This is a genomic window from Paraburkholderia sp. J10-1 (genome assembly GCF_905220165.1).
Lineage (GTDB): Bacteria > Pseudomonadota > Gammaproteobacteria > Burkholderiales > Burkholderiaceae > Paraburkholderia.
On record NZ_CAJMYW010000025.1, the window covers coordinates 25,687 to 46,744 of the forward strand.

General features: G+C 63.9%; 15 protein-coding genes. 7 read left to right on the forward strand and 8 right to left on the reverse strand.

Annotation, left to right across the window (positions count from 1 at the left end; translation table 11 throughout):
• Nucleotides 1-339: 339 nt before the first annotated feature.
• From U5A65_RS37270 to ugpB, 4 genes are all read left to right on the forward strand, one after another.
• The gene (locus tag U5A65_RS37270) at nucleotides 340-570 is read left to right on the forward strand and encodes a DUF4148 domain-containing protein (protein WP_321949382.1); all 231 of its coding nucleotides are present in this window, start codon (nucleotides 340-342) and stop codon (nucleotides 568-570) included.
• 365 nt (nucleotides 571-935) lie between these two features.
• Nucleotides 936-1,619: a methyltransferase domain-containing protein gene (locus U5A65_RS37275; RefSeq protein WP_321949383.1), complete on the forward strand. Its 684-nt coding sequence runs from the start codon at nucleotides 936-938 to the stop codon at nucleotides 1,617-1,619.
• Between the two features lie 47 nt (nucleotides 1,620-1,666).
• Nucleotides 1,667-2,065, forward strand: coding sequence for a VOC family protein (locus U5A65_RS37280; protein WP_321916569.1), 399 nt, complete (start codon nucleotides 1,667-1,669; stop codon nucleotides 2,063-2,065).
• A gap of 268 nt (nucleotides 2,066-2,333) precedes the next feature.
• Complete coding sequence (ugpB, locus tag U5A65_RS37285) at nucleotides 2,334-3,626, forward strand: sn-glycerol-3-phosphate ABC transporter substrate-binding protein UgpB (RefSeq protein ID WP_321916568.1); 1,293 nt, start codon at nucleotides 2,334-2,336, stop codon at nucleotides 3,624-3,626.
• A gap of 143 nt (nucleotides 3,627-3,769) precedes the next feature.
• Here ugpB and U5A65_RS37290 read toward each other — a convergent pair whose 3' ends face one another.
• The 5 genes from U5A65_RS37290 to U5A65_RS37310 form a co-directional block, all read right to left on the reverse strand.
• Nucleotides 3,770-5,206 carry an efflux transporter outer membrane subunit gene (locus U5A65_RS37290; RefSeq protein ID WP_321949384.1) on the reverse strand — a complete coding sequence of 479 codons (1,437 nt, stop codon included), beginning with the start codon at nucleotides 5,204-5,206 and terminating at the stop codon, nucleotides 3,770-3,772.
• A 3-nt stretch (nucleotides 5,207-5,209) separates the two neighbouring features.
• The gene (locus tag U5A65_RS37295) at nucleotides 5,210-8,359 is read right to left on the reverse strand and encodes a multidrug efflux RND transporter permease subunit (protein ID WP_321949385.1); all 3,150 of its coding nucleotides are present in this window, start codon (nucleotides 8,357-8,359) and stop codon (nucleotides 5,210-5,212) included.
• A 3-nt stretch (nucleotides 8,360-8,362) separates the two neighbouring features.
• Nucleotides 8,363-9,454, reverse strand: coding sequence for an efflux RND transporter periplasmic adaptor subunit (locus U5A65_RS37300; protein ID WP_321949386.1), 1,092 nt, complete (start codon nucleotides 9,452-9,454; stop codon nucleotides 8,363-8,365).
• 466 nt (nucleotides 9,455-9,920) lie between these two features.
• Nucleotides 9,921-10,133 carry a hypothetical protein gene (locus tag U5A65_RS37305; RefSeq protein ID WP_321949387.1) on the reverse strand — a complete coding sequence of 71 codons (213 nt, stop codon included), beginning with the start codon at nucleotides 10,131-10,133 and terminating at the stop codon, nucleotides 9,921-9,923.
• Nucleotides 10,134-10,267: 134 nt separating this feature from the next.
• Entirely contained in the window at nucleotides 10,268-11,422 is a 1,155-nt protein-coding gene (locus U5A65_RS37310; RefSeq protein WP_321949388.1) for a porin, read from the reverse strand.
• 403 nt (nucleotides 11,423-11,825) lie between these two features.
• On the opposite strand from U5A65_RS37310, the gene U5A65_RS37315 reads away from it, so the two are divergent.
• The gene (locus U5A65_RS37315) at nucleotides 11,826-12,797 is read left to right on the forward strand and encodes a LysR family transcriptional regulator (protein ID WP_321949389.1); all 972 of its coding nucleotides are present in this window, start codon (nucleotides 11,826-11,828) and stop codon (nucleotides 12,795-12,797) included.
• Between the two features lie 157 nt (nucleotides 12,798-12,954).
• On the opposite strand, the gene U5A65_RS37320 is transcribed toward U5A65_RS37315, so the two are convergent.
• Nucleotides 12,955-14,811: an acyl-CoA dehydrogenase gene (locus tag U5A65_RS37320; protein ID WP_321916525.1), complete on the reverse strand. Its 1,857-nt coding sequence runs from the start codon at nucleotides 14,809-14,811 to the stop codon at nucleotides 12,955-12,957.
• A 411-nt stretch (nucleotides 14,812-15,222) separates the two neighbouring features.
• On the opposite strand from U5A65_RS37320, the gene U5A65_RS37325 reads away from it, so the two are divergent.
• Together U5A65_RS37325 and U5A65_RS37330 are read left to right on the forward strand one after the other, a co-directional pair.
• A complete protein-coding gene (locus U5A65_RS37325) occupies nucleotides 15,223-16,689 on the forward strand; it encodes a methyl-accepting chemotaxis protein (RefSeq protein WP_321949390.1) in 1,467 nt (488 codons plus the stop codon).
• 55 nt (nucleotides 16,690-16,744) lie between these two features.
• Nucleotides 16,745-18,853: a putative bifunctional diguanylate cyclase/phosphodiesterase gene (locus U5A65_RS37330; protein ID WP_321949408.1), complete on the forward strand. Its 2,109-nt coding sequence runs from the start codon at nucleotides 16,745-16,747 to the stop codon at nucleotides 18,851-18,853.
• Here U5A65_RS37330 and U5A65_RS37335 read toward each other — a convergent pair.
• Together U5A65_RS37335 and U5A65_RS37340 are read right to left on the reverse strand one after the other, a co-directional pair.
• Nucleotides 18,850-19,872 carry a CaiB/BaiF CoA-transferase family protein gene (locus U5A65_RS37335; protein WP_321938948.1) on the reverse strand — a complete coding sequence of 341 codons (1,023 nt, stop codon included), beginning with the start codon at nucleotides 19,870-19,872 and terminating at the stop codon, nucleotides 18,850-18,852. The two genes, U5A65_RS37330 and U5A65_RS37335, sit on opposite strands and share 4 nt — an antisense overlap.
• A gap of 36 nt (nucleotides 19,873-19,908) precedes the next feature.
• Nucleotides 19,909-21,039 (reverse strand): acyl-CoA dehydrogenase family protein, encoded by a 1,131-nt coding sequence (locus U5A65_RS37340; protein WP_321916520.1) that lies wholly within the window; start codon nucleotides 21,037-21,039, stop codon nucleotides 19,909-19,911.
• Nucleotides 21,040-21,058 lie beyond the last annotated feature (19 nt).

The window sequence follows — 21,058 nt, forward strand, 5'->3', positions numbered from 1 at the left end:
TATCGCCCTGCATGGACGAATTTGAAAAACGGAAAGACTGAGTTTCAGAAAGCGCATGAGCGCCAATGCACCGTCAGTTCGGCATCACAAGGCCGTGGCGTGTACCGGCGTTGTTTTTTCGCGGCAAGTTTATGTGATTGATAAGAGTTCCTAAATAAATATCGAAGCCGGTATCGGCAAGTCTCTGGTTAAACATTTCTTCATTTTCGTGCGGATGTTTGGCGAAAGTCGCGCCTCTATCCTTGCCTCAAGAGCCGCAACGCGACTCGATGCCGGAGCGCTCAACGCTTGCGGCCCTGACCGATGACCCCGGCCGCGAGGCCGCACAGGAGAAACGAGGTGAAGATATTCCAGAGCGGCGTGTGCGTCGCAATCATGCTGTCGATTTCGGCGCTTGCGCATGCACAGGCGGCGAGCGCACCACAAGCACCCGCGCAGCAGTTGGCGAGCGCACAAGTTCCCCAGACCGACGCGCCGGTCACGCGCGCACAGGTGCGCCACGAACTCGTGCACGCCAAGCGCGACGGACAACTCCAGACGCTCGATCGAACGCTGTACGCGCATCACTGACGCCGCTTGCGCAATTGCGTCGCGGCGAAACTGGCCGCGCGTCGTGACGGAACTTCGCACCGCGGCCAGTCAATGTCGGCTCATCCCATCCCGTTCATGAAATCACGCGTTCTTTCTTATGTATTGCGCGCCGCGCTGTGCGTTACGGTCGCTGCGGCCTTCTCCGGATGCGCGAACCTGCATCCGCAGCCCAACGGCCCCGGCGATTGCGTCGGGCCGGCCGGCTTTTGCGTGCCGTTCTTCGGTTCGTAGTTCTCGCGGCGGGTCTTTTCGCTGTCGTGTTCGCGCGCCGCTACGGGTTTCCAGCGGCGCGCATAATACGCGTTTGCGCGGCACATCCGCCATCCGCGCTGACCAGGAAACCCATGAATCGCGATATCCGCACCGACGCCGAAGTTCTCGCATCGTGGCAGCGCAACGCGACGCCCTGGATCGCTGCCGTGCGCGGCGGCGAGATCGCGAGCCGGCGCCTCGCGACGGATGCAGCCGTGCTCGACGCCGTGCTTGCGCGCTCGCCGCGCCGCGTGATCGATCTCGGCTGCGGCGAAGGCTGGCTCGCGCTGGCGCTCGCGCGCCGCGGCAACGCGGTCACAGGCGTGGACGCGGTGCCCGCACTCGTGGAGGCCGCGCGTGAGGCGGGGCTCGCGGACTGCCGTCTGCTAACCTACGAGCAGATCGCGCAAGGTGCGCTGGACTGCCGCGCCGATGCGGTGGTGTGCAATTTTTCGCTCATTGGCGCGACCTGCGTGGATGATCTGCTGCGCGCGGTGCCCGCGTTGCTGGAGCCGCACGGCACGCTCATCGTGCAGACGCTGCATCCGCTCATGGCATGCGGCGATGAACCTTATGTCGATGGCTGGCGCGCCGGATCGTGGGCCGGGTTCGGCCCTGCGTTTCGCGACGCGCCGCCGTGGTACTTTCGCACGCTGGAAAGCTGGATCGCGTTGCTCGATGCGAGCGGCCTCGCCCTGCGTGCGCTGCGCGAACCGCTCGACCCGCGCAGCGGCAAACCCGCTTCAGTGCTGTTCGAGGCGCAACGGCGCGGCTGACACCGCCCCCGAGCGGGGCCGCAAACCAGGAGGCAGAGACGATGGCGATGATGTCTCACGTCTATACCGGCGTGAACGATTTTGAGCAGGCATTTGCGTTCTATTCCCCACTCATGAAGGCGCTGGGCTTCGAGTTGAAATTCAGTGAGCCCGACTACCCCTGGGCAGGCTGGATGGAACCGGGCGTGCCACGCCCGCTCTTCCTGGTGGGCCGGCCGTGGGACGGCAACCCCGCGCAGCCCGGCAACGGCCAGATGATCGCGCTGCTCGCGCCTTCACGCGCGGCAGTCGACGCCGCTTATGCCGCCGCGCTCGCACACGGCGGCTCCGACGAGGGCGCGCCGGACCTGCGTCCTCACTATCACCCGAACTACTACGGCGCGTACTTTCGCGATCCTGAAGGCAACAAGCTCTGCGTCTGTTGCCACGATCCCGTGGGCAGCTGACACGCTGCCGCACGCGCCATCACACGGGCGTCCCATTCGCTGTGCTACCCTTGCCCTGCCTTGGGCCGAGGGTGCCGTGCGCGCGCGTGAGCGAGCGCCGGTGGGCGGCCCGGTGTATCGAAGTCGAAAATCGAAGTCCTGAACCAAAGTCCCGGGCCGCGTGTCATCGCGCGCATTTGCCGGGACAACGATCAATAACAGGAAGAAGACCCAGATGAAAAAGCACGAGATACAACGCGCAGGTTCGCGTGGCCGCTTGCGCACGCTGATGGCCGCTGTGGTGCTGGCCGGCAGCGCACAAGCCGCGCATGCCGCCACCGAAATCCAGTTCTGGCACGCCATGGAGTCCGAACTCGGCCAGCGCGTGAATGAGATCGCGCAGCAGTTCAACGCGTCGCAGAGCGAATACAAGATCGTGCCCGTCTTCAAGGGCACCTACGACCAGACGCTCGCTGCCGGCATCGCGGCCTATCGCAGCGGCGACGCGCCCGCCATCCTGCAGGTGTACGAAGTCGGCACCGCCACGATGATGAACGCGAAGAAGGCCGTGCTGCCCGTGTACGACGTGATGAAGACCGCCGGCGTGCCGCTCGACGAAAAGGGCTTCGTGCCGACGATCGCGAGTTACTACAGCGACGCGAAGACGGGCCATCTCGTGTCGATGCCATTCAACAGCTCGACGCCAGTGCTCTACTACAACCGCGACGCCTTCAAGAAGGCCGGCCTTCCCGACGCGCCGCCGAAGACCTGGCCCGAAGTCGCTGCGGCTGCCGCGAAGCTCAAGGCCTCGGGCATGAGCTGCGGGTTCACCACGGGCTGGCAGGGCTGGATCCAGATCGAGAACTACAGCGCGTGGCATGGCGCGCCGATCGCGACGCGCAACAACGGCTTCGACGGCCTCGACGCACAGCTCGAAATCAACAAGCCGCTGCAGGTCGCGCATATCGCCTTCCTGCAGGACATGGCGAAGCAGGGTACGTTCACGTACGTGGGGCGCAAGGACGAGGCCAACGCCAAGTTCTATAGCGGCGACTGCGGAATCATGATGGGATCGTCCGGTGCGCTCGCGAACGTCCAGCAATATGCGAAGTTCAAGTTCGGCACTGGCATGATGCCGTATGACCCGAGCGTGAAGGGCGCGCCGCAGAACGCCATCATCGGCGGGGCGAGCCTGTGGGTGCTGGGCGGCAAGAATCCGGAGGTCTACAAGGGCGTGGCGAAGTTCCTCGCGTATCTGAGCTCGCCGGCCGTGGCCGCGAAATGGCATCAGGACACGGGCTATCTGCCGGTCACGAAGGCCGCGTACGAACTCACGCAGCAACAAGGCTTCTACGCGTCGCATCCGGGCGCCGACACGGCCACGAAGCAGATGCTCAACAAGCCGCCGCTGCCGTGGACCAAGGGCCTGCGCCTTGGCAACATGCCGCAGATCCGTACGGTCGTCGACGAAGAACTCGAACAGGTATGGACGGGCGCCAAGACGCCGCAACAGGCGCTCGACTCGGCCAACTCGCGCGGCAACGAACTGCTCCGGCGCTTCGAGCAGCAGGCGGCGAACTGAGGCGCGTGGGCTCGTGAGTTGAAGTGATGTGATGCGGTGCCTTCGCGCGAGGCGTCGCGCAGCGCCCCAAATGGCGGACTCGAGTCCCGTCTTTTGGGGCGCTTTGTTTTTCGGCGCGGCGTTGGACTGCCGCACCGCCGCGACTACGATGGTTTCGCGTTGCCGTTCGCAGCGGACGGCGTAGGCGGATTCCAGCCGTAGCCCAGCGCCTTGTACAGGTTCACGATCTCCGCGAGCCGCTGATCCTGAAGCTGTGACTGCTGCAACTGCGCATTGAAGAGGCTGCGTTCCGCGTCGAGCACTTCCAGGTAACTCGTGTAGCCGCCTTCATAGAGGTCGCGCGAAAGCCCCGCATACTCCGTAAGCGCGCTCACTTGCCGCGTGGTCGCATCGAGCTGATCGCGCGTGCGCGCCGCGCCCACGAGCGCGTTCTCGACATCGGCAAATGCCTGCTGGATCGTCTTCTCGTAGCTGAAGAGCGCCTCTTGCTGCGCCGCCTCGGCCTGATGCACGGAACCCGCGATCGCGCCGCCCTTGAAGATGGGTTGCGTGACCGCGCCCGCGAACGACCATACGCGCGCGGGCCCCATCCAGAGGCCGGATAGCGCGGTGCTCGCCGCGCCGAACATGCCAGTGAGCGATATGTCGGGGAAGTACTGCGCGCGCGCCGCGCCGATCTGCGCGTTCGCCGCAATGAGCGTTTGCTCGGCCTGGAGAATATCGGGGCGGCGCTCCAGCAAGGTGGAAGGCAACCCCGAGGGAATGGCCGGCGCGCTCAGGGCGTTGATCGCCTTGCCGCGTGGAATCGGGCCGGGATTCTGGCCGAGCAGCAGCGAAATCGCGTCCTCCTGCTGCGCGATCTGCTGCTGGATGCTGAACACCGAAGTCTGCGCCGACTCGTACTCCGAACGTGCCTGGCTCAAATCCACCTTCGACACGACTCCACCGGCAAAGCGCTCCTCGAACAGATCGAGCGACCCCTTGCGGCTCGCGAGCGTGGCCTGCGCGATCTGCAACTGGTTGTCGTAGTCGCGCAGTTGCAGATACGACGTCGCCACGTTCGAAATGATGGCGATGCGCGTGGCCTGCTGCGCGGCCTGCGTGCCGAGATACTCGGCGCGCGCGGCCTCGGTCATGCGGCGCAGCCGGCCGAACAGGTCGAGTTCCCAGGAGACCGTGCCGTTCAGCTGGAACTGGTTGCCGACCACCGGCGCGAAGCCGGCCGCCGGCACGCCGCGGCTGCGTGTCGGATCGAAGTTCACACCGATTTGCGGAAACAGTCCCGCGCGCGTCGTGACATAGCGGCCGTAGAACTCCTCGACCCGCGCGGCGGCGATCAAGAGATCCTTGTTCTGTACGATCGCCTTCGCAATCAGGTCATCGAGCACAGGGTCGTTGAATTGGCGCCACCACTCGAGCGAGGCGTCGACTGCCTCGGCCTGCGGCGAGGCGTAACGGTAGGACGAGGGCGTTTCCACTGCGGGGCGGTGATAGTCGGGCCCTACCGCGCAGCCGCCGAGACTGGCCACGCTCACGATCAGTGCAAGAGGGCGCAGCGCGCAACGCATACGGCTTTTCATCGCTCAACCCTCCTGTGACGGCGCCGTAGGCGTCGTGGTGTTGCGCTTGCCGCGTTCGGAAAGCGTTTCGAGGCCCCAGAAGAACATGGGGATGAAGAAGAGCGCGATCAGCGTGGCGCCGAGCATGCCGAACACCACGCCCGTGCCGAGTGAGCGCCGGCTCGCCGCCGATGCGCCGCTCGCGATGGCGAGCGGGATACAGCCGAGAATGAACGCGAGCGAGGTCATCATGATCGGCCGCAGGCGCATTTTCGCGGCCTTCACCGCCGCGTCGAATGGTGAGAGCCCTTCCTTCTCGCGCATTTCCACAGCGAACTCGAAGATCAGAATGGCGTTCTTCGCCGCGAGCGCGATCAGCACGGTCAGGCCGATCTGGAAGTACACATCGTCTTCCATGCCGCGCAGCAGGATGCCCACCAGCGCGCCGAAGACCGCGAATGGCACGGCCAGCAGCACGCCAACCGGCAGCGACCATTTTTCGTACTGCGCCGCAAGGATCAGGAACACCATGAGCAACGCAAAGCCGAACACGAGCCCGGCAGTGGAGCCCGCCGTCTTCTCCTCATAGGACTGCCCGCTCCATGCGTAGCTGTAGCCTTCGCCCAGCGTTTCCTTCGCGATCTGCTCCATCGCCGCGATCGCCTCGCCCGAACTGTGGCCTGGCGCCGCGTCGCCGATGATCTGCGCTGCGGGAAAGTTGTTGAAACGCGTGACGATGTCGGAGCCCGGCACGAAGCGGAAGGTCGTCACCGCCTTGATCGGCACCATCTGCCCGCTGTGATTGCGCACATAGAGCTGCTGGATATCCTCAGGCTGCGTGCGGTACTGCGGCTCGGCCTGCACGATCACCTGGAAGAGGCGGCTGCCCTTGGGGAACTGACTCACGTATGAGGATCCGAACATCGTCTGCAGCGCGGTGTAGACGTCCTGCACGGCCACGCCGAGCGATTCCGCGCGCTCGCGGTCCACTTCCACGAGCAGCTGGCGCGAGCGCGAGTTGATGGTGGAGTTCACGCCGCGCAACACCGGATTCTTCTTCGCCCTGGCGATGAATTCGCGCACCTTGTCTTCGAGCTGCTGATAAGAGCCGTCGCCTGTGCTTTGCAGCCAGAACTGGAAACCGCCCGTCGTGCCGAGGCCTGGAATGGAGGGTGGACTGAGCGTGACGACCACGCCGTCCTTGAACCCGGCGAACGCCTTGTTGGCGGCAAGCACCAGGTCCTGCGCGCTGCCATTCTCGCCGCGCTCCTTGAAGCCCTTGAGCGCGATGAAGAGCGTGCCGGCATTGGCCTTGTACTGCGAGTCGATCAGGCTGTAGCCGATCGGCGCCGCCACCGCGCTCACGGCCGGCTGCTTCGCGAACCAGTCCTCCGCCTTCTTCGAGACGTCGCCGGTGCGATCGAGACTCGCAGCATCGGGCATGACCACCGCGCCGAGCAGATAGCCCTGGTCCTCGACCGGGACGAACGACGAGGGAATGTGCTTGAAGAGCCCGCCTGTCGCGATCAGCATCACGACGATCAGCGCGATGGAAAGCGTCACGCGCCGGATGGCGGTCTGCACCCAGCTGCCATAGCCCTCGGTGAGCCGCTCGAACTTGTCGTTGAACCAGCGGAAGAAGCGGTTCTTCTTCTGCTCGCCGGGTTTGAGCAGGATGGCCGCGAGTGCGGGCGAGAGCGTGAGCGCGACGATGCCCGAGAGCACCACCGAAACCGCGATCGTTACCGCGAACTGCTTGTAGAGCTGGCCCGTGATGCCGGAGAGAAACGCCACCGGAATGAACACCGCGAGCAGCACGAGCACGATTGCAACGACGGGGCCGCTGACCTCGTCCATGGCGCGTTTGGCGGCTTCTCGCGGCGCGAGCTTGAACTCCGTCATGTTGCGCTCGACGTTCTCGAGCACGACGATGGCGTCGTCCACCACGATGCCGATGGCAAGCACCATGCCGAACAGCGTGAGCATGTTGATCGAGAAGCCGAACGCCAGCATGCCGACGAACGCCCCGATGATCGACACCGGCACGGCCAGAAGCGGCACGAGCGTCGCGCGAAAACTCTGCAGGAACAGAAACACCACGATGATCACGAGGATCACGGCGTCGCGCAGGGTCTTCACGACTTCCATGATCGACTCGTGCACGAACTCGGTCGTGTCGAGCGCGATGTCGTACTTGAGTCCAGGCGGGAAGCTCTTGTTGAGGTCATTGAGCGTTTGCCGCACCTGCTTGGCCACCTGCAACGCGTTCGCGCCCGGCTGCTGATACACGGCGATCAGCGTGGCGGTCTTGCCGTTGTAGCGGCCGCGCAGCGTGTAGTCCTTCGCGCCCAGTTCCGCGTGACCGACGTCCTTCAGGCGCACGAGCGACGCATCGTTGCTGGTGCCCGCGCGCAGGATGATGTTGTCGAACTCGGCGGGCTCGGTGAGGTGGCCCTTGGTGGCAACGGGGAAGGTCTGGTTCACCGGTCCCTGGGTCGGCGCCTGGCCGAGACGGCCCGCCCCGAACTGCTGGTTCTGCTCACTGATCGCGTTCTGCACGTCGGATACGGTAATGCCGAGTCGCGCCATGCGGTCGGGCTTGAGCCAGATACGCATGGCGTAGTCCGCCGAGCCGAGAATGGCCGCCTGGTTCGCGCCCGGAATGCGCTTGAGCGCGTCGAGCACATAGACGTTCGCGTAGTTCGCCACGTAATCCTGGCTGTAGGCGTTCTCAGGCGAGTAGACCGCGATCACCATCATGAACGCCGACGAGCGCTTCTGCACCTGCACGCCCTGTGACGTCACGGCGTCGGGCAAGTTGGGCATCGCGAGGTTCACGCGATTTTGCACGTCCACCTGTGCGAGCGAAGGATCGGTGCCGATGTTGAAATAGGCGGTGAGCGTCATGTCGCCCGTCGAGGAGCTCGACGAACTCATGTACATCATGTTGTCCGCGCCGTTGACCTGCTGCTCGATGGGAGCGGCCACGTTCTGCGCGACGATGTCGGCGTTCGCGCCGGGGTAGCTCGTGCTGACCGTGATCTGCGGCGGCGAAATATCGGGGAACTGAGCAATCGGCAGATTGAACATCGCTACGAGACCCGCGACCACGAGAATGATCGAGATCACCGAGGCGAAGATCGGCCGGTCGATGAAGAAATGCGAGAACTTCATCGCTCAGCCTCCCGCGGCGTGCGTGCCGGACGCGGGGGCGGCTCCAGCAGCGGCGCTGCCAGCGCTGGGCGCGCTCGCTGCCGGCGCGCTCACGGGATGCTCCTTGACCGGCGCGCCCGGCATGAGCCGCAGCGTGTTGTCGACGATCACGTGATCTCCGGCATGCAGGCCGGACTGGATGATCCAGGCATTGCCGTTCCACTGGCCGGTTTCGACCGCGCGCTGCTGTGCCTTGCTGTCTTTGTCGACGGTCCAGACGAACGCGCCTCGCGGCCCTTGCTGCACGGCGTTTTGCGGCACGGCGATCGCGTTGGGGCGCACCGCGCCGATCAGGCGCACACGCACGAACTGGCCGGGACGCAGCGAGCCGCCGGGGTTCGTCACGACGGCGCGGATCAGATAGGTGCCGGTTTCCTCGCTCAGCGATGCGTCGGTAAAGGAGATATGCCCACGTTCTGGATAGACGCTGCCGTCGGCGAGCACGATTTCCACTTCGAGCTGGCCGCGCGCGGGAAGCTTGAGCGTACCGTTGCGCGTTTGCGTGCGCATGTCGAGCATCTCGTTCTCGGAAAGCGAGAAGTTGATCCACATGGGATCGAGCTTGGCCACGTAGGTGAGCAGGCTGTTGGAGGCGTCGATGTACGAGCCGTCCTGCTTCTTCGCGAAGCTCGAAAGGCCGGTTACCGGCGCCGTGATCGTCGTGTAGCCGAGGTTGAGCTTCGCGGTCGTGACATTCGCGCGGGCCTGTTCGAGCGCGGCGGCCGCCGCACGCTGCTGGCCGATCGAATCGTCGAGGTCCTTCTGGCTCAGCGCGTTCTTCGCGGCGAGCGGGCGCACGCGGTCGAGGTTGGCCTGCGCAGTCTCGAGCCGTGCCTGCTGTTGTGCGTACTCGGCCTGCGCGGCCTCGAGCGCGGCCTGGTAGGGCTTGCGGTCCATGACGAACATCACGTCGCCTTCGTGCACCAGCGTGCCTTCCTGATACACACGCCTTTCGAGAAAGCCGTTTACGCGCGAGCGGATTTCGACCTGCTGCGAGCTTTCGGTCTGGCCGACATATTCGAAAGCTACCGGCACCTCGCGCAGCGCGACCGTCATGGCGTCGACGTTTGCGGTCGGCAGGGCGCTCTCGGGGGGCTTGGCCTTATGACATGCACTGATACCGAGACAGAGCCCGAGTGTGACGCTGGCTAAAGCGTACTGAAATGGTCGAATCATTGAGTTTTTTACGTGGGCGTACCGCCGCGAATTGCTTCATTTCCACCTGGCTGGAAATGGCAACAAGAGGTTGACGGTGCGTATCGGGAGGAAAGGTGAAAAATAAATGAAGATTGCTGCATCTCGAAACTAATCGAGAATGAGTTCTTTGCTTATCGTCATAAGCGGCCGTAATGACTGACAGCGGATGTTTTAGAAGCGTATTATTTGGATGGGGGAAATGAGACGATTCTTAAATTTAGGTCGACTTTTCGATCCTTCGTCATCAATAGCCCGACCGGACGTGCTTTACCCAATTCGTGAAAGGTCGTTTCCGCTTTACCTTGCGCATCGCGCGCGAAGTGACCTACGGCCGGTGCATCACGACGCGTTTGCCGTCTGCGTCGAAGACCTGCGGCCAGCCATGCCGGGCGGTAGGGTGCGTTGTGTCGTCCTGCTGCTTTTCCACCAGATTCCACGCGCGCGCAGTGGTGGTGAGCAGTGACGCCACGGTGACTTCGCGTTTGATCGCCGAACCCTTTGCCTGTAGGTTCGTAGTCCTCTTTGAATTCAACTTCATGGTGCAAATCGGGAGGGTTGGAAGGTGCGCCATCGCGGGTAGGAGCCGGGATGGCGCACGCGGGCGGCGAAAGGCGAGTGGAGGGCGGCTACAAGCCGCCGTCAACTCGCCGCGTTACGCCGGTGCCGTGACGCTTAGAAGCGGTGGCGAATGCCCGCGCTCACGAGGTACTGGCTCTTGCTCGCCGAGGGCGCGTCTGTGCCGTTGATCTGGGTCATGTTTGTGCCGACCTGGTTGTTGGCGCCGATTTGCGCGACGCTTTCGGCATAGAGGTCGGTGCGCTTGGAGAGCGAGTAGTCCGCCATCAGGCCGAACTGATTCCAGTGCGCGGCGCGGTTGTTCGTGTCGCCGCTGGCGGGGGTGTTGCGCAGACTCTGCGTGTACGTGTAGGCCGCGCCCACAAAGAAGGCCGGCGTGAAGTTGTAGCGCGCGTTGACCTCATAGTTGTTGTAGCGCACGGAGATGTCCGCAACCTTGTCCTGGAAGCGCGTTTGCGTGAACACGGTGCCGATGACCGCCGGACCGAACGCATAGTTGGCGCCGAGGCCCCAGACACGCTGATTCTGGATGCCGAGGTCAAGGGCAGCGCCATTCTGCAGCGCGCCGTTGGTGTTGCCGGAGTTCAGGCCTTGCAACTGCAGGTAGGCTGCCGCAACCTGCAGGCCGCCGTAGGTATAGCTAGCGCCCACGCTATATGCGCGGTTGCTGGCGAAGCCGCCTGCCTTGTTCGAGAAGCCATACATGCCGTTCATCGAGAACCCGGCATAGTTCGGGCTTTGATACTTGATCGAGTTGTTGACGCTGAACGTGCCGTTCAGGTTGTCGGCGTCGTCGACGTGGGCGAAGTAGGTGCCGCCCCACGAGCCGGTTGCGGAAATCGGCGCGAGGTAGTCGACCATCGAATCGTACTGACGGCCCATCGTTACCGTGCCGTAGTCGCTCGCGAGACCAACCACCGCCTGGCGATTGAACAGCGAGTTGTCGGCGGTCTTGCCGTTAGTCACGTCAAAGCCGCTTTCGAGGTTGAAGACGACCTTGAGTCCGCTACCAAGGTCTTCCACGCCGCGCAGGCCCCAGCGGCTTTGCTGAACATTGCCGCCGGTCAGGCCGAACATGGCCTTGCCGTTCGACAAACCGCTGGACGTCATATCCGAAGTCGACGCCACCTCGTTGCTCACGTATGTCAGCCCTGCGTCGACGAGGCCATATAGCGTGACGCTGCTTTGGGCGTGTGCTGCGCCGGCAAAGGCTGCGCAAGCCGCTGCGAAAATCAGGGTTTTCTTTTTCATGGGTGATTTACCTACAGAATCTGATCACTAATCGGAGAATGACTACTTCGCGCAGGGGTTATTCTGAAAATCCGGTATCGAGATCGGAATCGGAAATCGCGGCGATGTAGCGCGAACGAAATATAAGATTTATTTGATCATTGAACTACAGATAAACGGGAATTTAATGTTCAAATTATGTGAATAAAAAGCGGGTATATGGGGCGGCATCAAGCGTTTGACTGAAATTTCCTGGCTCATATCTCTAATTAGCTTCGCTTTTTATTCGATTTTGCGTTGTCGCTTCACAACAGGTAATTTGTCTTAAGAAGTTTAAATTGGTAAAAAAACAAATTCGGCCGAAAGAGGTAAATCATGCTTTTTTCTAATTTCCTGAAATATCAGCAAAAGAGTCTGAAGAATCATGTTGAATCAACTGCAGGCAATGCGCGTTTTTCTTAAAGTTGCCGAGAACAACTCCTTCAGCCGGGCCGCAGCGAGTCTCGATCTGTCCAATGCCGCCGTTACGCGCTACGTGGCGCTGCTCGAAGCTCACCTCAATACGCGCCTCATCAATCGCACCACACGCAGCCTCTCGCTGACCGAGGACGGCCGGGCTTATGTGCAGGGATGCCGTCAGATGCTCGAGTTGATGGACTCGATCGAGTCGTCGGTCGGGGGTGGGTCGTCGGAGCCGAGCGGTACGCTCAAGCTGGTGGCGTCCGCTTCCTTTTCGCTGGTCGGATTGCCGCCACTCGTCATGAATTACTGTCAGCGCTATCCGAAAGTGAAGGTGGACCTGACGCTGCTCCATCGCAATGTCGATCTCGTCGAAGACGGCTTTGACGTCGGTATTCTCACGTCGCGCCAGGTGAGCAGCGGTACGCTGGTCAGGCGGCCGCTTGCGTCGTTGCGCCCGGTCGTGGTCGCGTCGCCTGGCTATCTCGATACGTACGGCGCGCCCGCCACGCCGGCGCAACTGCCGCTACGCGGGTTTCTCGCGCCTTCGCGTGCGATTCACGGGCGCGAATGGTGTTTCGTCAATGCAGCCGGAGAGGAGGAGACGATCAGCATCGACCCGCGCTGCACGGTCAACGACATGATCATGTTGCGCCAGCTGGCGCTGGTGCATATGGGCCTGGCGATCCTGCCCGAAGCCTATGTGAAGGACGACATCGAGAACCGGCTGCTCGTGCCCGTGCTGCGCGAGTACGAAATCCGGGAAGGCGCCAAGGAGTTAGCGCTCGTTTATCCTGGAAGGCGGCATGTTTCAGCGAAGGTGCGCACATTCGTCGATCTGGCGCTCGAGCATTTCGAGGTTACCCTTGCTTCGACGAACCACCCCGCCATCGCCGATCGCTCGCTTCAGAGTGCGCACGCCCACGGCGAAGTGTGAGGGCCAATGCACACGTCCCGCGTGACGGGCGTCGTGCAAGCGCAATAGACCCGCGAGTTGAGTTGCGGCCGCCATCGTTGCTCTCATGGGAGAAAGCTGGCCGTCGCAGGGGGCTAGTGAGTCCCCCTGGACCGCACATACCGGGGCAATCGTTGCTTCAGAACCAGGCGTCCTGCATGTCGAGTGTCGTGCGATCGAGCGAAGCAAGCAGGTCGAATTGCGCGCCCGTCTTCGGAAGTTCCCACGCGAAGAAATACGCGGCCGCTGCGAGCTTGCCGCGATAGAAGTCCGCCTCCTCACCGCTTGTTCCCGCATGCGCGGCGAGCGCCGTGCGCGCCACGAGCGCCTGTTCGAGCCATACCCAGGCCATGACCACGTGGCCGAACGCTTCCAGGTACACCGAAGCATTGGCGAGCGTCACCGCCGGGTCGCCTGCTGCCCACAACTGCCGCGTGACTTGCGTGAGCCGCTCGAGTGCGGCCGCGAGCGCGCGGGCGTTGGCGGCGTCGTCGGCTGCGCCCGAAGCGTGCGCGCGCTCGAGTGTGGCCTGCACGCGCTTCACGAAGATCGTGAGCGCGGCGCCGTCCTTGATCACGACCTTGCGGCCGAGCAGGTCGAGCCCCTGAATCCCGTGCGTGCCTTCGTGAATCGGATTGAGACGGTTGTCGCGATAGAACTGCTCGACGTTGTACTCGCGCGTGTAGCCATAGCCCCCGTGCACTTGAATGGCGAGATCGTTGGCGGCGAGACACCATTGCGAAGGCCAGCTCTTCGCAATGGGGGTGAGCAGGTCGAGGAGCAGTGAGAGCGGCTCGCGCTCGGCGGCGCTGGCCGCGTTCGCTTCGTCCACGAGTTTGGCGCACCAGAGGTTGAGCGCGAGTGCGCCTTCCACATAGCTCTTTTGCGCGAGCAGCATGCGGCGCACGTCGGCGTGCTCGACCAGCCTCACCTGCGGCGAAGCCGGGTCTTTGCCCGCCGCGCCCAAAGGACGCCCTTGCGGACGATTGCGCGCGTAATCGAGCGCATGCAGATAGCCGGTATAGCCGAGCATCGTCGCGCCGAGGCCGACACCAATGCGCGCCTCGTTCATCATGTGGAACATGTACGCGAGCCCGTGGTGCGGCTCGCCCACGAGATAACCGATCGCGCCCGCCCGGCCGCCCGGCGTGTGTTGCGTGCCTTCGCCGAAATTCAGCAGGCAGTTCGTCGTGCCGCGATACCCCATCTTGTGGTTCAGGCCTGCGAGCACGACGTCGTTGTGCTCGCCGCGCGAGCCGTCCTCGTTCACGAGGTACTTCGGCACGACGAAAAGCGAGATGCCTTTGACGCCCGCAATGAGCTTGCCGTCGGGGCCGGGAATCTTGGCGAGCACGAGGTGCACGATGTTCTCGGAAAGCTCGTGCTCGCCGCCCGAGATCCACATCTTGTTGCCGCGCAGACGATATTGGGCGCCGAGCGGCGAGTCGCATTCGAAGTCGGCGCGCGTGGCGACGTCTGAAAGCGAAGAGCCCGCCTGCGGCTCGGAAAGACACATCGTGCCGAAGTAGCGGCCGTCCAGTTCGGGGCGCACGAACGTGTCGATCTGTTTGGCGCTGCCGTGCGCGAGCAGCAGGTTCGCGTTGCCGATGGTAAGGAACGGATAGGCGCTCGTGCCCACGTTCGCACCTTTGAACCACGCGAAGCCCGCTTTCTCGACGACAAGCGGCAACTGCATGCCGCCGTATTCATAGTCCTGGCCCGCGGCCATCAAGCCCGCGTCGCTGAAGGCCTTCAACGCCGTCTTCACTTCGGGGATGATCGTGACCGTTTCGCCGTCGAAGTGCGGCTCGTGCTGATCGTTCTTCTTGTTGTGCGGCGCGAAGAGGTCAGTGGCGATCTTTTCGCACGTGTCGAGTGCGGCGTCGAAGGTCTCGCGCGAGTGGTCGGCGTAGCGCGCGATGCGCGTGAGGCTTTCGACATCGAGCCATTCGTAGAGCAGGAAGTTCAGATCGCGGCGGGAAAGGATCAGCGACATGGCGGAACGGTCTCGCATCATGGGAGGAGAAGTTGAGAAGCCTACCTAAAATAGAACGATCGTGCTATTGGTAATTTCTCCTGCCTGAAGGAGCCGAAGGCGTGGACGGACGGCATTCCCACGCGCAAACCCATGTGTTTTCATTCCGTGTAAGAAATTAAAATAGGACCATAACGCTGCAAACGTTTGCAAATACTTGTCCTGTAAAGGGTTTCCTGAAGTTTCGCCAGGCGTTGCCGTAAACTCGTTCGCGGGTCCCGATTATCTTGCCGAGCCCGCCAACGAGTCGCGCCGACGCCATTACGGCGGTCCTTCTTGCAGCCGGATTCCATCAGTCGCTCGAAGGTCCACCAGCCGCCGCCGCTTTAACGCCCACCTGCAACTTACTTTTTCCTCATCAAAGTGTCGTTCATGCTGGCAGATTCGCCGGGTCGCACGCAGCCGCTTCGACCGACCGGCTCGCAACAGCGCGTGGCCATTCGCGCGCTCGACGACGTCGCGCGCGCCGCCGACGCAGTGATGTATTGCACGCTCGTTATCTCCGCTCTCGCGGCGGTGCTGATCGGCTTCGTCTATTACGAACCGCAGCTTGCGCTCGCGGGCGCCGCGCTGTTCCTCGGCGCCGGCAGCTTCGTGTTTTTCTGCGCGCGCGGCACCGCGCTTTCGCGCGTCGTGCTCACGCTCGCCAACGCGGCGCTCGTCGCGCTCCATATTCAGGCGGCGCATGGCATGACCGAGTTCCATTTCGGCGTGTTCGTGCTGCTCGGCCTGTTGCTCGTCTATCGCGACTGGCGCCCGATTGTGCTCGCGGCCGGGTTCTTCGCCGTGCATCACCTCGCGTTCGACCGGCTGCAGGCGCTCAACTTTGCCGTGTACTGCACGCACGAAGCGAACCTGCCGCGTGTGCTGCTGCATGCCGCCTACGTGGTCGCGCAAACCGCCGTTGAAATCGTGCTTGCGCACCGTTTGCGCGTGGCGGCCATCGAGGCGGCGGAGCTGTCGGACATTGTGCGCAGCGTGGTGCGAGAGCGCGAGGTGTGCCTCGCGGTAGAAGGCGTGCCGGCGAGCGCCCCCACGGCGATCGCGCTCAAAGGGGCGATCGCCCAGCTGGCGCGCGCCATGCAAGAGGTGAGCACGAGCACGGCACATGTGGAGCAAGCCGCGCTCGAAATCGCGGAAGGCAACGCGAACCTGAGCGCGCGCACCGAGCACCAGGCGGGCAGCCTCGAAGAGACGGTCGCCTCGATGGACGTCTTCACGCGTACGGTCAGGGCGAGCGCGGAGCACGCGCGGGAGGCGAGCGCATTCGCTCGTGAAGCGTCGACGGTTGCACAGGCAGGCGACGATGTCGTGGCGCGCATGACCACGACGATGGGCGCCATCGAAGCCTCGGCCAAACGCATCTTCGAGATCGTCGACGTGATCGAGGGCATTGCGTTCCAGACCAACATTCTCGCGCTCAATGCGGCCGTGGAAGCCGCGCGCGCGGGCGAGCAGGGACGCGGCTTCGCCGTGGTCGCCGGCGAAGTGCGCAGTCTCGCACAGCGCGCCGCGGCGGCCGCGCGCGAGATCCAGCAGCTCGTGGAGAACTCGGCGAACGAGGTCGGCGCGGGCACGCAGCTCGCCGGCGAGGCGCGCGCCGCGATGGAGGGCGTGGTGCGCAGCATTGGCCGCGCGGCCGACATCATGGGCGAGATCACCGCGTCGAGCCACGAGCAGGCGCAGGGCATCGAGCAGGTCAACGCCATGGTCGCCCAGATGGACGACACCACGCGCCGCAACGCCGCTTTGGTGAACGAAGCGGCCGCCGCGTCGTCGTCGCTGCACGCGACGAGCGCGAAGTTGCGGGAGGTGCTCGGCCTCGTCGCATTGTCGTGATAATGTGGCGCGATGCCCGGGGTGAACGCGTGGTGAACCAGGAGACTTTCCCGTGATGAGCGTAGTGGGCTGCATCGTCTACAAGCACAATCTGTGGCTCGTCGTCGTCGCGCTGCTGATTTGCGCCGCGGGCTCGTGGGTCACGGCGCGGCTGCTCCTGCGCGCGTTCGCGACGCATTCGCTGCAGCGTCTCGGCTGGTCGTTCATCGCGGCCGTGGTCGCCGCCGCCGACATCTGGTGCACACACTTCATCGCCATGCTGGGCTTCGAGCCGGGCGTGCCGATCTCCTTCGATCCCGTGCTGACCATTACGTCGCTGCTTATCGCGCTCGTGGGCAGCTTCCTCGGGTTTCTGCTCGCCACGAGCCAGGTCGCGAACCGCGCGACGCGCGCCGCGCCCGCGCTCGGCGGCGCGATTGTCGGGCTGGCGGTCGCGCTCATGCACTACGCGGGCATGCTCGCGTATCGCGTGCAAGGCATTGTGATCTGGAATCGCGTCGGCATCGCCTTGTCGATCGCGTTCGCGGTCGCGATCTGTGCGCTGGCGCTGCATCTTGCCGGCGTGACGGCGAGACGGCCGCAGGAGAACACGGCCAGCGCGCGGGCAAACGCCGAAGCCGGCGCGCGCGTCGTGGCGGGCGTGCTTGCACTTGCCATCGCCGCGCTGCACTTCACCGGCATGTCCGCGTTCCAGGTCGTGCCGATGCCGATCGACGGCCACTTCTCGAATCCCGCCGCGCTGCAGGCGCTCGCGCTTGCGGTGGCGTGCATGGCGCTCGTGATCGCGGGCGCGGGCTGCGTGAGCTTTCTGCTCGACGACAGCGTGCGCGCCGAATCCGTCGAGCATCTGCGCACGATGGCAATGAGCGACATGCTCACGGGCCTGCCCAATCGCGCGAGCTTCAACGCACGCATCGACGCCGAACTGGCGCGCACGCAGGACACGCGCAAGCTTGCGCTCGTCGGCATCGACCTGAACCGCTTCAAGGAAATCAACGACCTGCACGGCCATCATGCCGGCGACGAAGTGCTGCGCATTCTGGCACGGCGTCTTTCGAGCCTGATGCACGAGGGCGAGTTCATTGCACGCGTGGGCGGCGACGAGTTCGTGGCGCTCACGCGCTTCGCCTCGCGCGAGGAGCTCGGCGATCTGCTTTCGCGCCTCGAAACCGCGCTCTACCGGCCCGTGCGCTACGACGACGCCGAAGTGCTTTCGGGCGCGAGCCTGGGCGTCGCCATCTATCCCGACGACGCCACCACCAAGACGGTGCTCATCAACAACGCCGACCTCGCCATGTACCGCGCGAAGGCGGACCTCTCGCATTCTGTGTGCTTCTACGAGCCGGCGATGGACGAGATCGCGCGGGCGCGCCGCTCGCTCACGCACGACTTGCGCGAGGCGCTCGCGCGCGGGCAGTTGAGCGTGCACTACCAGGTGCAGACCTCGATCGCAACGGGCGACATTTGCGGCTATGAAGCGCTGCTGCGCTGGGAGCATCCGCGGCTTGGCTTCATCTCTCCCGCCGAATTCATTCCGCTTGCCGAAGAGAACGGTCTCATTCTCGGCATTGGCGCCTGGGTGCTGCGCGAAGCATGCATGCGCGCCGTTTCGTGGTTGCCGCCTTACAAGGTGGCCGTGAATCTGTCGCCCATACAACTCTCGCACGCTGATTTGCCGAAGCTCGTGGAGACCGTGCTGGTCGAGACAGGCCTCGCGCCCGAACGCCTGGAGCTCGAGTTGACCGAGACCGCCATTTTCGCTGACCGCGAGCGCTCGCTCGACGTGCTGCAGCGGATCAAGGCCATTGGCGTGAGTATCGCGCTGGACGACTTCGGCACCGGCTATTCGTCGCTCGACACGCTGCGCTCGTTTCCGTTCGACAAGATCAAGCTCGATCAGTCCTTCATCGGCGAGGCCGAATCGAACCGGCAGGCCACCGCGATCATTCGCGCGGTGCTCGCGCTAGGCAAGAGCCTTGGCATTCCGGTGCTGGCCGAAGGCATTGAAACCGAGGCGCAGCTCACGCTGCTCGCCGACGAAGGCTGCGACGAAGTGCAGGGCTATTTGCTCGGCCGCCCGGCGCCGCTCAGTCATATTGTCGCGACCGGCCAGCTTTCGTTGCTCGCCGACGATGAAGCGACGCTGGGCGAGGTGCGAGGCTAAGCGCTCGCGCCGCCGTAGCTCACGAAGCGCGGCGCGCATTGCGGCTGCCACGCCTCGCCGCTCTGTGCGAACGCGCCGCGCGCGGTGTTGTGCGCATCGAGCGGCGCTTCCGCGAGACTCAGCACGGGCGTCACACACGCATCGCTGCCTTCGAACACGGCGGTCCATGCGTCGCGCGTGCGCGTGGCAACGGCCTCGGCAATGCGTGCCTGCACTTGCGGCCAGTGCGCCCGGTCACGTTGCGGCAGCGCCAATAGATCTTCCGCGCCGATTCCCTTCATGAACGCCGCATAGAACTGCGGCTCGATGCAGCCCACGGCGATATAACGGTTGTCCGCGCAACGATACGTGCGATAAAAGGGCGCGCCGCCGTCGAGCAGGTTCGTGCCGCGCTCGTCTTGCCAGTGCCCCGCCGCGTAGAAGCCGTACATCATGCTCATGAGCATGGCCGCGCCGTCGGTCATCGCGGCGTCGACCACGCAGCCAACGCCGGTCCCTCGTGCGCGCAGAATCGCGGCCACCACGCCGAACGCGAGCAGCATGCCGCCGCCGCCGAAGTCGCCAACCAGATTGAGCGGCACCACAGGCTCGCCGCCCGCGAGACCCACCGCATGCAGCGCGCCCGAGATCGCGATGTAGTTGATGTCGTGGCCCGCCGTGTGCGCGAGCGGGCCGGTTTGCCCCCACCCGGTCATGCGGCCGTAGACGAGCGAGGCGCGGCGGGCCTGGCACACTTGCGGGCCGAGCCCTAGCCGCTCCATCACGCCGGGACGAAAGCCTTCGATCAATGCGTCGGCACTCGCGATCAGGTCGAGTGCGCGGGCAACGTCGGCGTGGCGTTTGAGGTCGAGGGCGACGTATTCGCGCCCGCGCGCAAGCGGTCCGGTTGGCTCGGGCGCACCCGCGCGGCCGATGCAGATCACGCGCGCGCCCATTTGCGCGAGCAGCATGCCGCAGAACGGCGCGGGGCCGAGCCCCGCGAACTCCACGACGGTAACGCCTTCCAAAGGCTTGATCATGTGTGCCTGCTTCCCGGTGTGTCGCTTGGCGCGCCGTTACAGCGTGCGCGCGATGATTTCCTTCATGATCTCGTCGGTGCCGCCGTAGATGCGCATGACGCGCGCGTCCACCCACGCGGTGCCCACCACATACTCGGACATGTAGCCATAACCGCCGTGCAACTGCAGGAATTCGTCGAGCAACTGGTTCTGCAGTTCGGTGGCGTTGAGCTTCGCCATCGCGGCGTCCACCGGTGAAAGCTCGCGCCGCAGATGTCGCGCAATGCAATCGTCGACATAGATGCGCACCATCTCCGCCTTCGCGCGCGCATGCGCGAGCTTGAAGCGCGCGTTCTGGAAGTCGAAGATCGCCTGGCCGAACACCTTGCGATCGCGCGTATAGCGAATCGTGCGCTCGAGCATGCCTTCGATCGATGCGGCCGCGCGCACCGCAATCACGAGCCGCTCCTGCGCCAGTTCGCGCATGAGGTACGAGAAGCCCTGGTTTTCCTCACCAAGCCGCTGCGTGATGGGAACGCGCACGTCCTCGAAGAAGAGTTCGGACGTGTCTTGCGCGCGCAGGCCGATCTTGTCGAGCTTGCGGCCCTTGCTGAAGCCGGGCGTGCCTTCCTCGACCACGATCAGCGAAACGCCCTTGCCGCCGAGTTCCGGCGCGGTCTTGCAGACCACGACCACGAGGCTGGCGTTCTGGCCATTCGTGATAAAGGTTTTCTGACCATTGATGACGTAGTGATCCCCGTCTTTGCGCGCAGTGGTGCGCACCGACTTGAGATCGCTGCCCGTGCCGGGTTCGGTCATGGCGATGGCGCCGATATGCTCGCCGCGCGCGAGCTTCGGCAGCCATTCGCGCTTTTGCGCCTCACTGCCGTACGCGAAGATATAAGGCGCGACGATATCCGAATGCAGTGGAAAGCCAATGCCGCTCGCGTTCACGCGCGCGAGTTCCTCGATCATGATGGCCGCGTGGCCGAAGTCGCCGCCGCCGCCGCCGTATTCTTCAGGAATCGTGCAGCAAAGCAGACCTTCCTCGCCCGCACGCCGCCATACCGACTTCGGCACGATGCCTTCTTGTTCCCATTGATGATGAAACGGCACGATTTCGCGCTCGATAAAGCGCCGGGCCTGTTCGCGGAAAATTTCGTGATCGTCGCGGAATACGCTGCGCATACTTTGTGTCTCCAGTATC

Excerpts from the sequence above, each read along its gene's own strand:
- U5A65_RS37305 (WP_321949387.1), bottom strand. The coding sequence starts at position 10,133 with ATGAAGTTGAATTCAAAGAGGACTACGAACCTACAGGCAAAGGGTTCG.
- U5A65_RS37295 (WP_321949385.1), bottom strand. The coding sequence starts at position 8,359 with ATGAAGTTCTCGCATTTCTTCATCGACCGGCCGATCTTCGCCTCGGTG.
- U5A65_RS37275 (WP_321949383.1), top strand. The coding sequence starts at position 936 with ATGAATCGCGATATCCGCACCGACGCCGAAGTTCTCGCATCGTGGCAG.
- U5A65_RS37315 (WP_321949389.1), top strand. The coding sequence starts at position 11,826 with ATGTTGAATCAACTGCAGGCAATGCGCGTTTTTCTTAAAGTTGCCGAG.
- U5A65_RS37300 (WP_321949386.1), bottom strand. The coding sequence starts at position 9,454 with ATGACGGTCGCGCTGCGCGAGGTGCCGGTAGCTTTCGAATATGTCGGC.
- U5A65_RS37280 (WP_321916569.1), top strand. The coding sequence starts at position 1,667 with ATGATGTCTCACGTCTATACCGGCGTGAACGATTTTGAGCAGGCATTT.
- U5A65_RS37330 (WP_321949408.1), top strand. The coding sequence starts at position 16,745 with ATGAGCGTAGTGGGCTGCATCGTCTACAAGCACAATCTGTGGCTCGTC.
- U5A65_RS37290 (WP_321949384.1), bottom strand. The coding sequence starts at position 5,206 with ATGAAAAGCCGTATGCGTTGCGCGCTGCGCCCTCTTGCACTGATCGTG.
- U5A65_RS37320 (WP_321916525.1), bottom strand. The coding sequence starts at position 14,811 with ATGTCGCTGATCCTTTCCCGCCGCGATCTGAACTTCCTGCTCTACGAA.
- U5A65_RS37325 (WP_321949390.1), top strand. The coding sequence starts at position 15,223 with ATGCTGGCAGATTCGCCGGGTCGCACGCAGCCGCTTCGACCGACCGGC.
- U5A65_RS37335 (WP_321938948.1), bottom strand. The coding sequence starts at position 19,872 with ATGATCAAGCCTTTGGAAGGCGTTACCGTCGTGGAGTTCGCGGGGCTC.
- U5A65_RS37310 (WP_321949388.1), bottom strand. The coding sequence starts at position 11,422 with ATGAAAAAGAAAACCCTGATTTTCGCAGCGGCTTGCGCAGCCTTTGCC.
- ugpB (WP_321916568.1), top strand. The coding sequence starts at position 2,334 with ATGGCCGCTGTGGTGCTGGCCGGCAGCGCACAAGCCGCGCATGCCGCC.
- U5A65_RS37340 (WP_321916520.1), bottom strand. The coding sequence starts at position 21,039 with ATGCGCAGCGTATTCCGCGACGATCACGAAATTTTCCGCGAACAGGCC.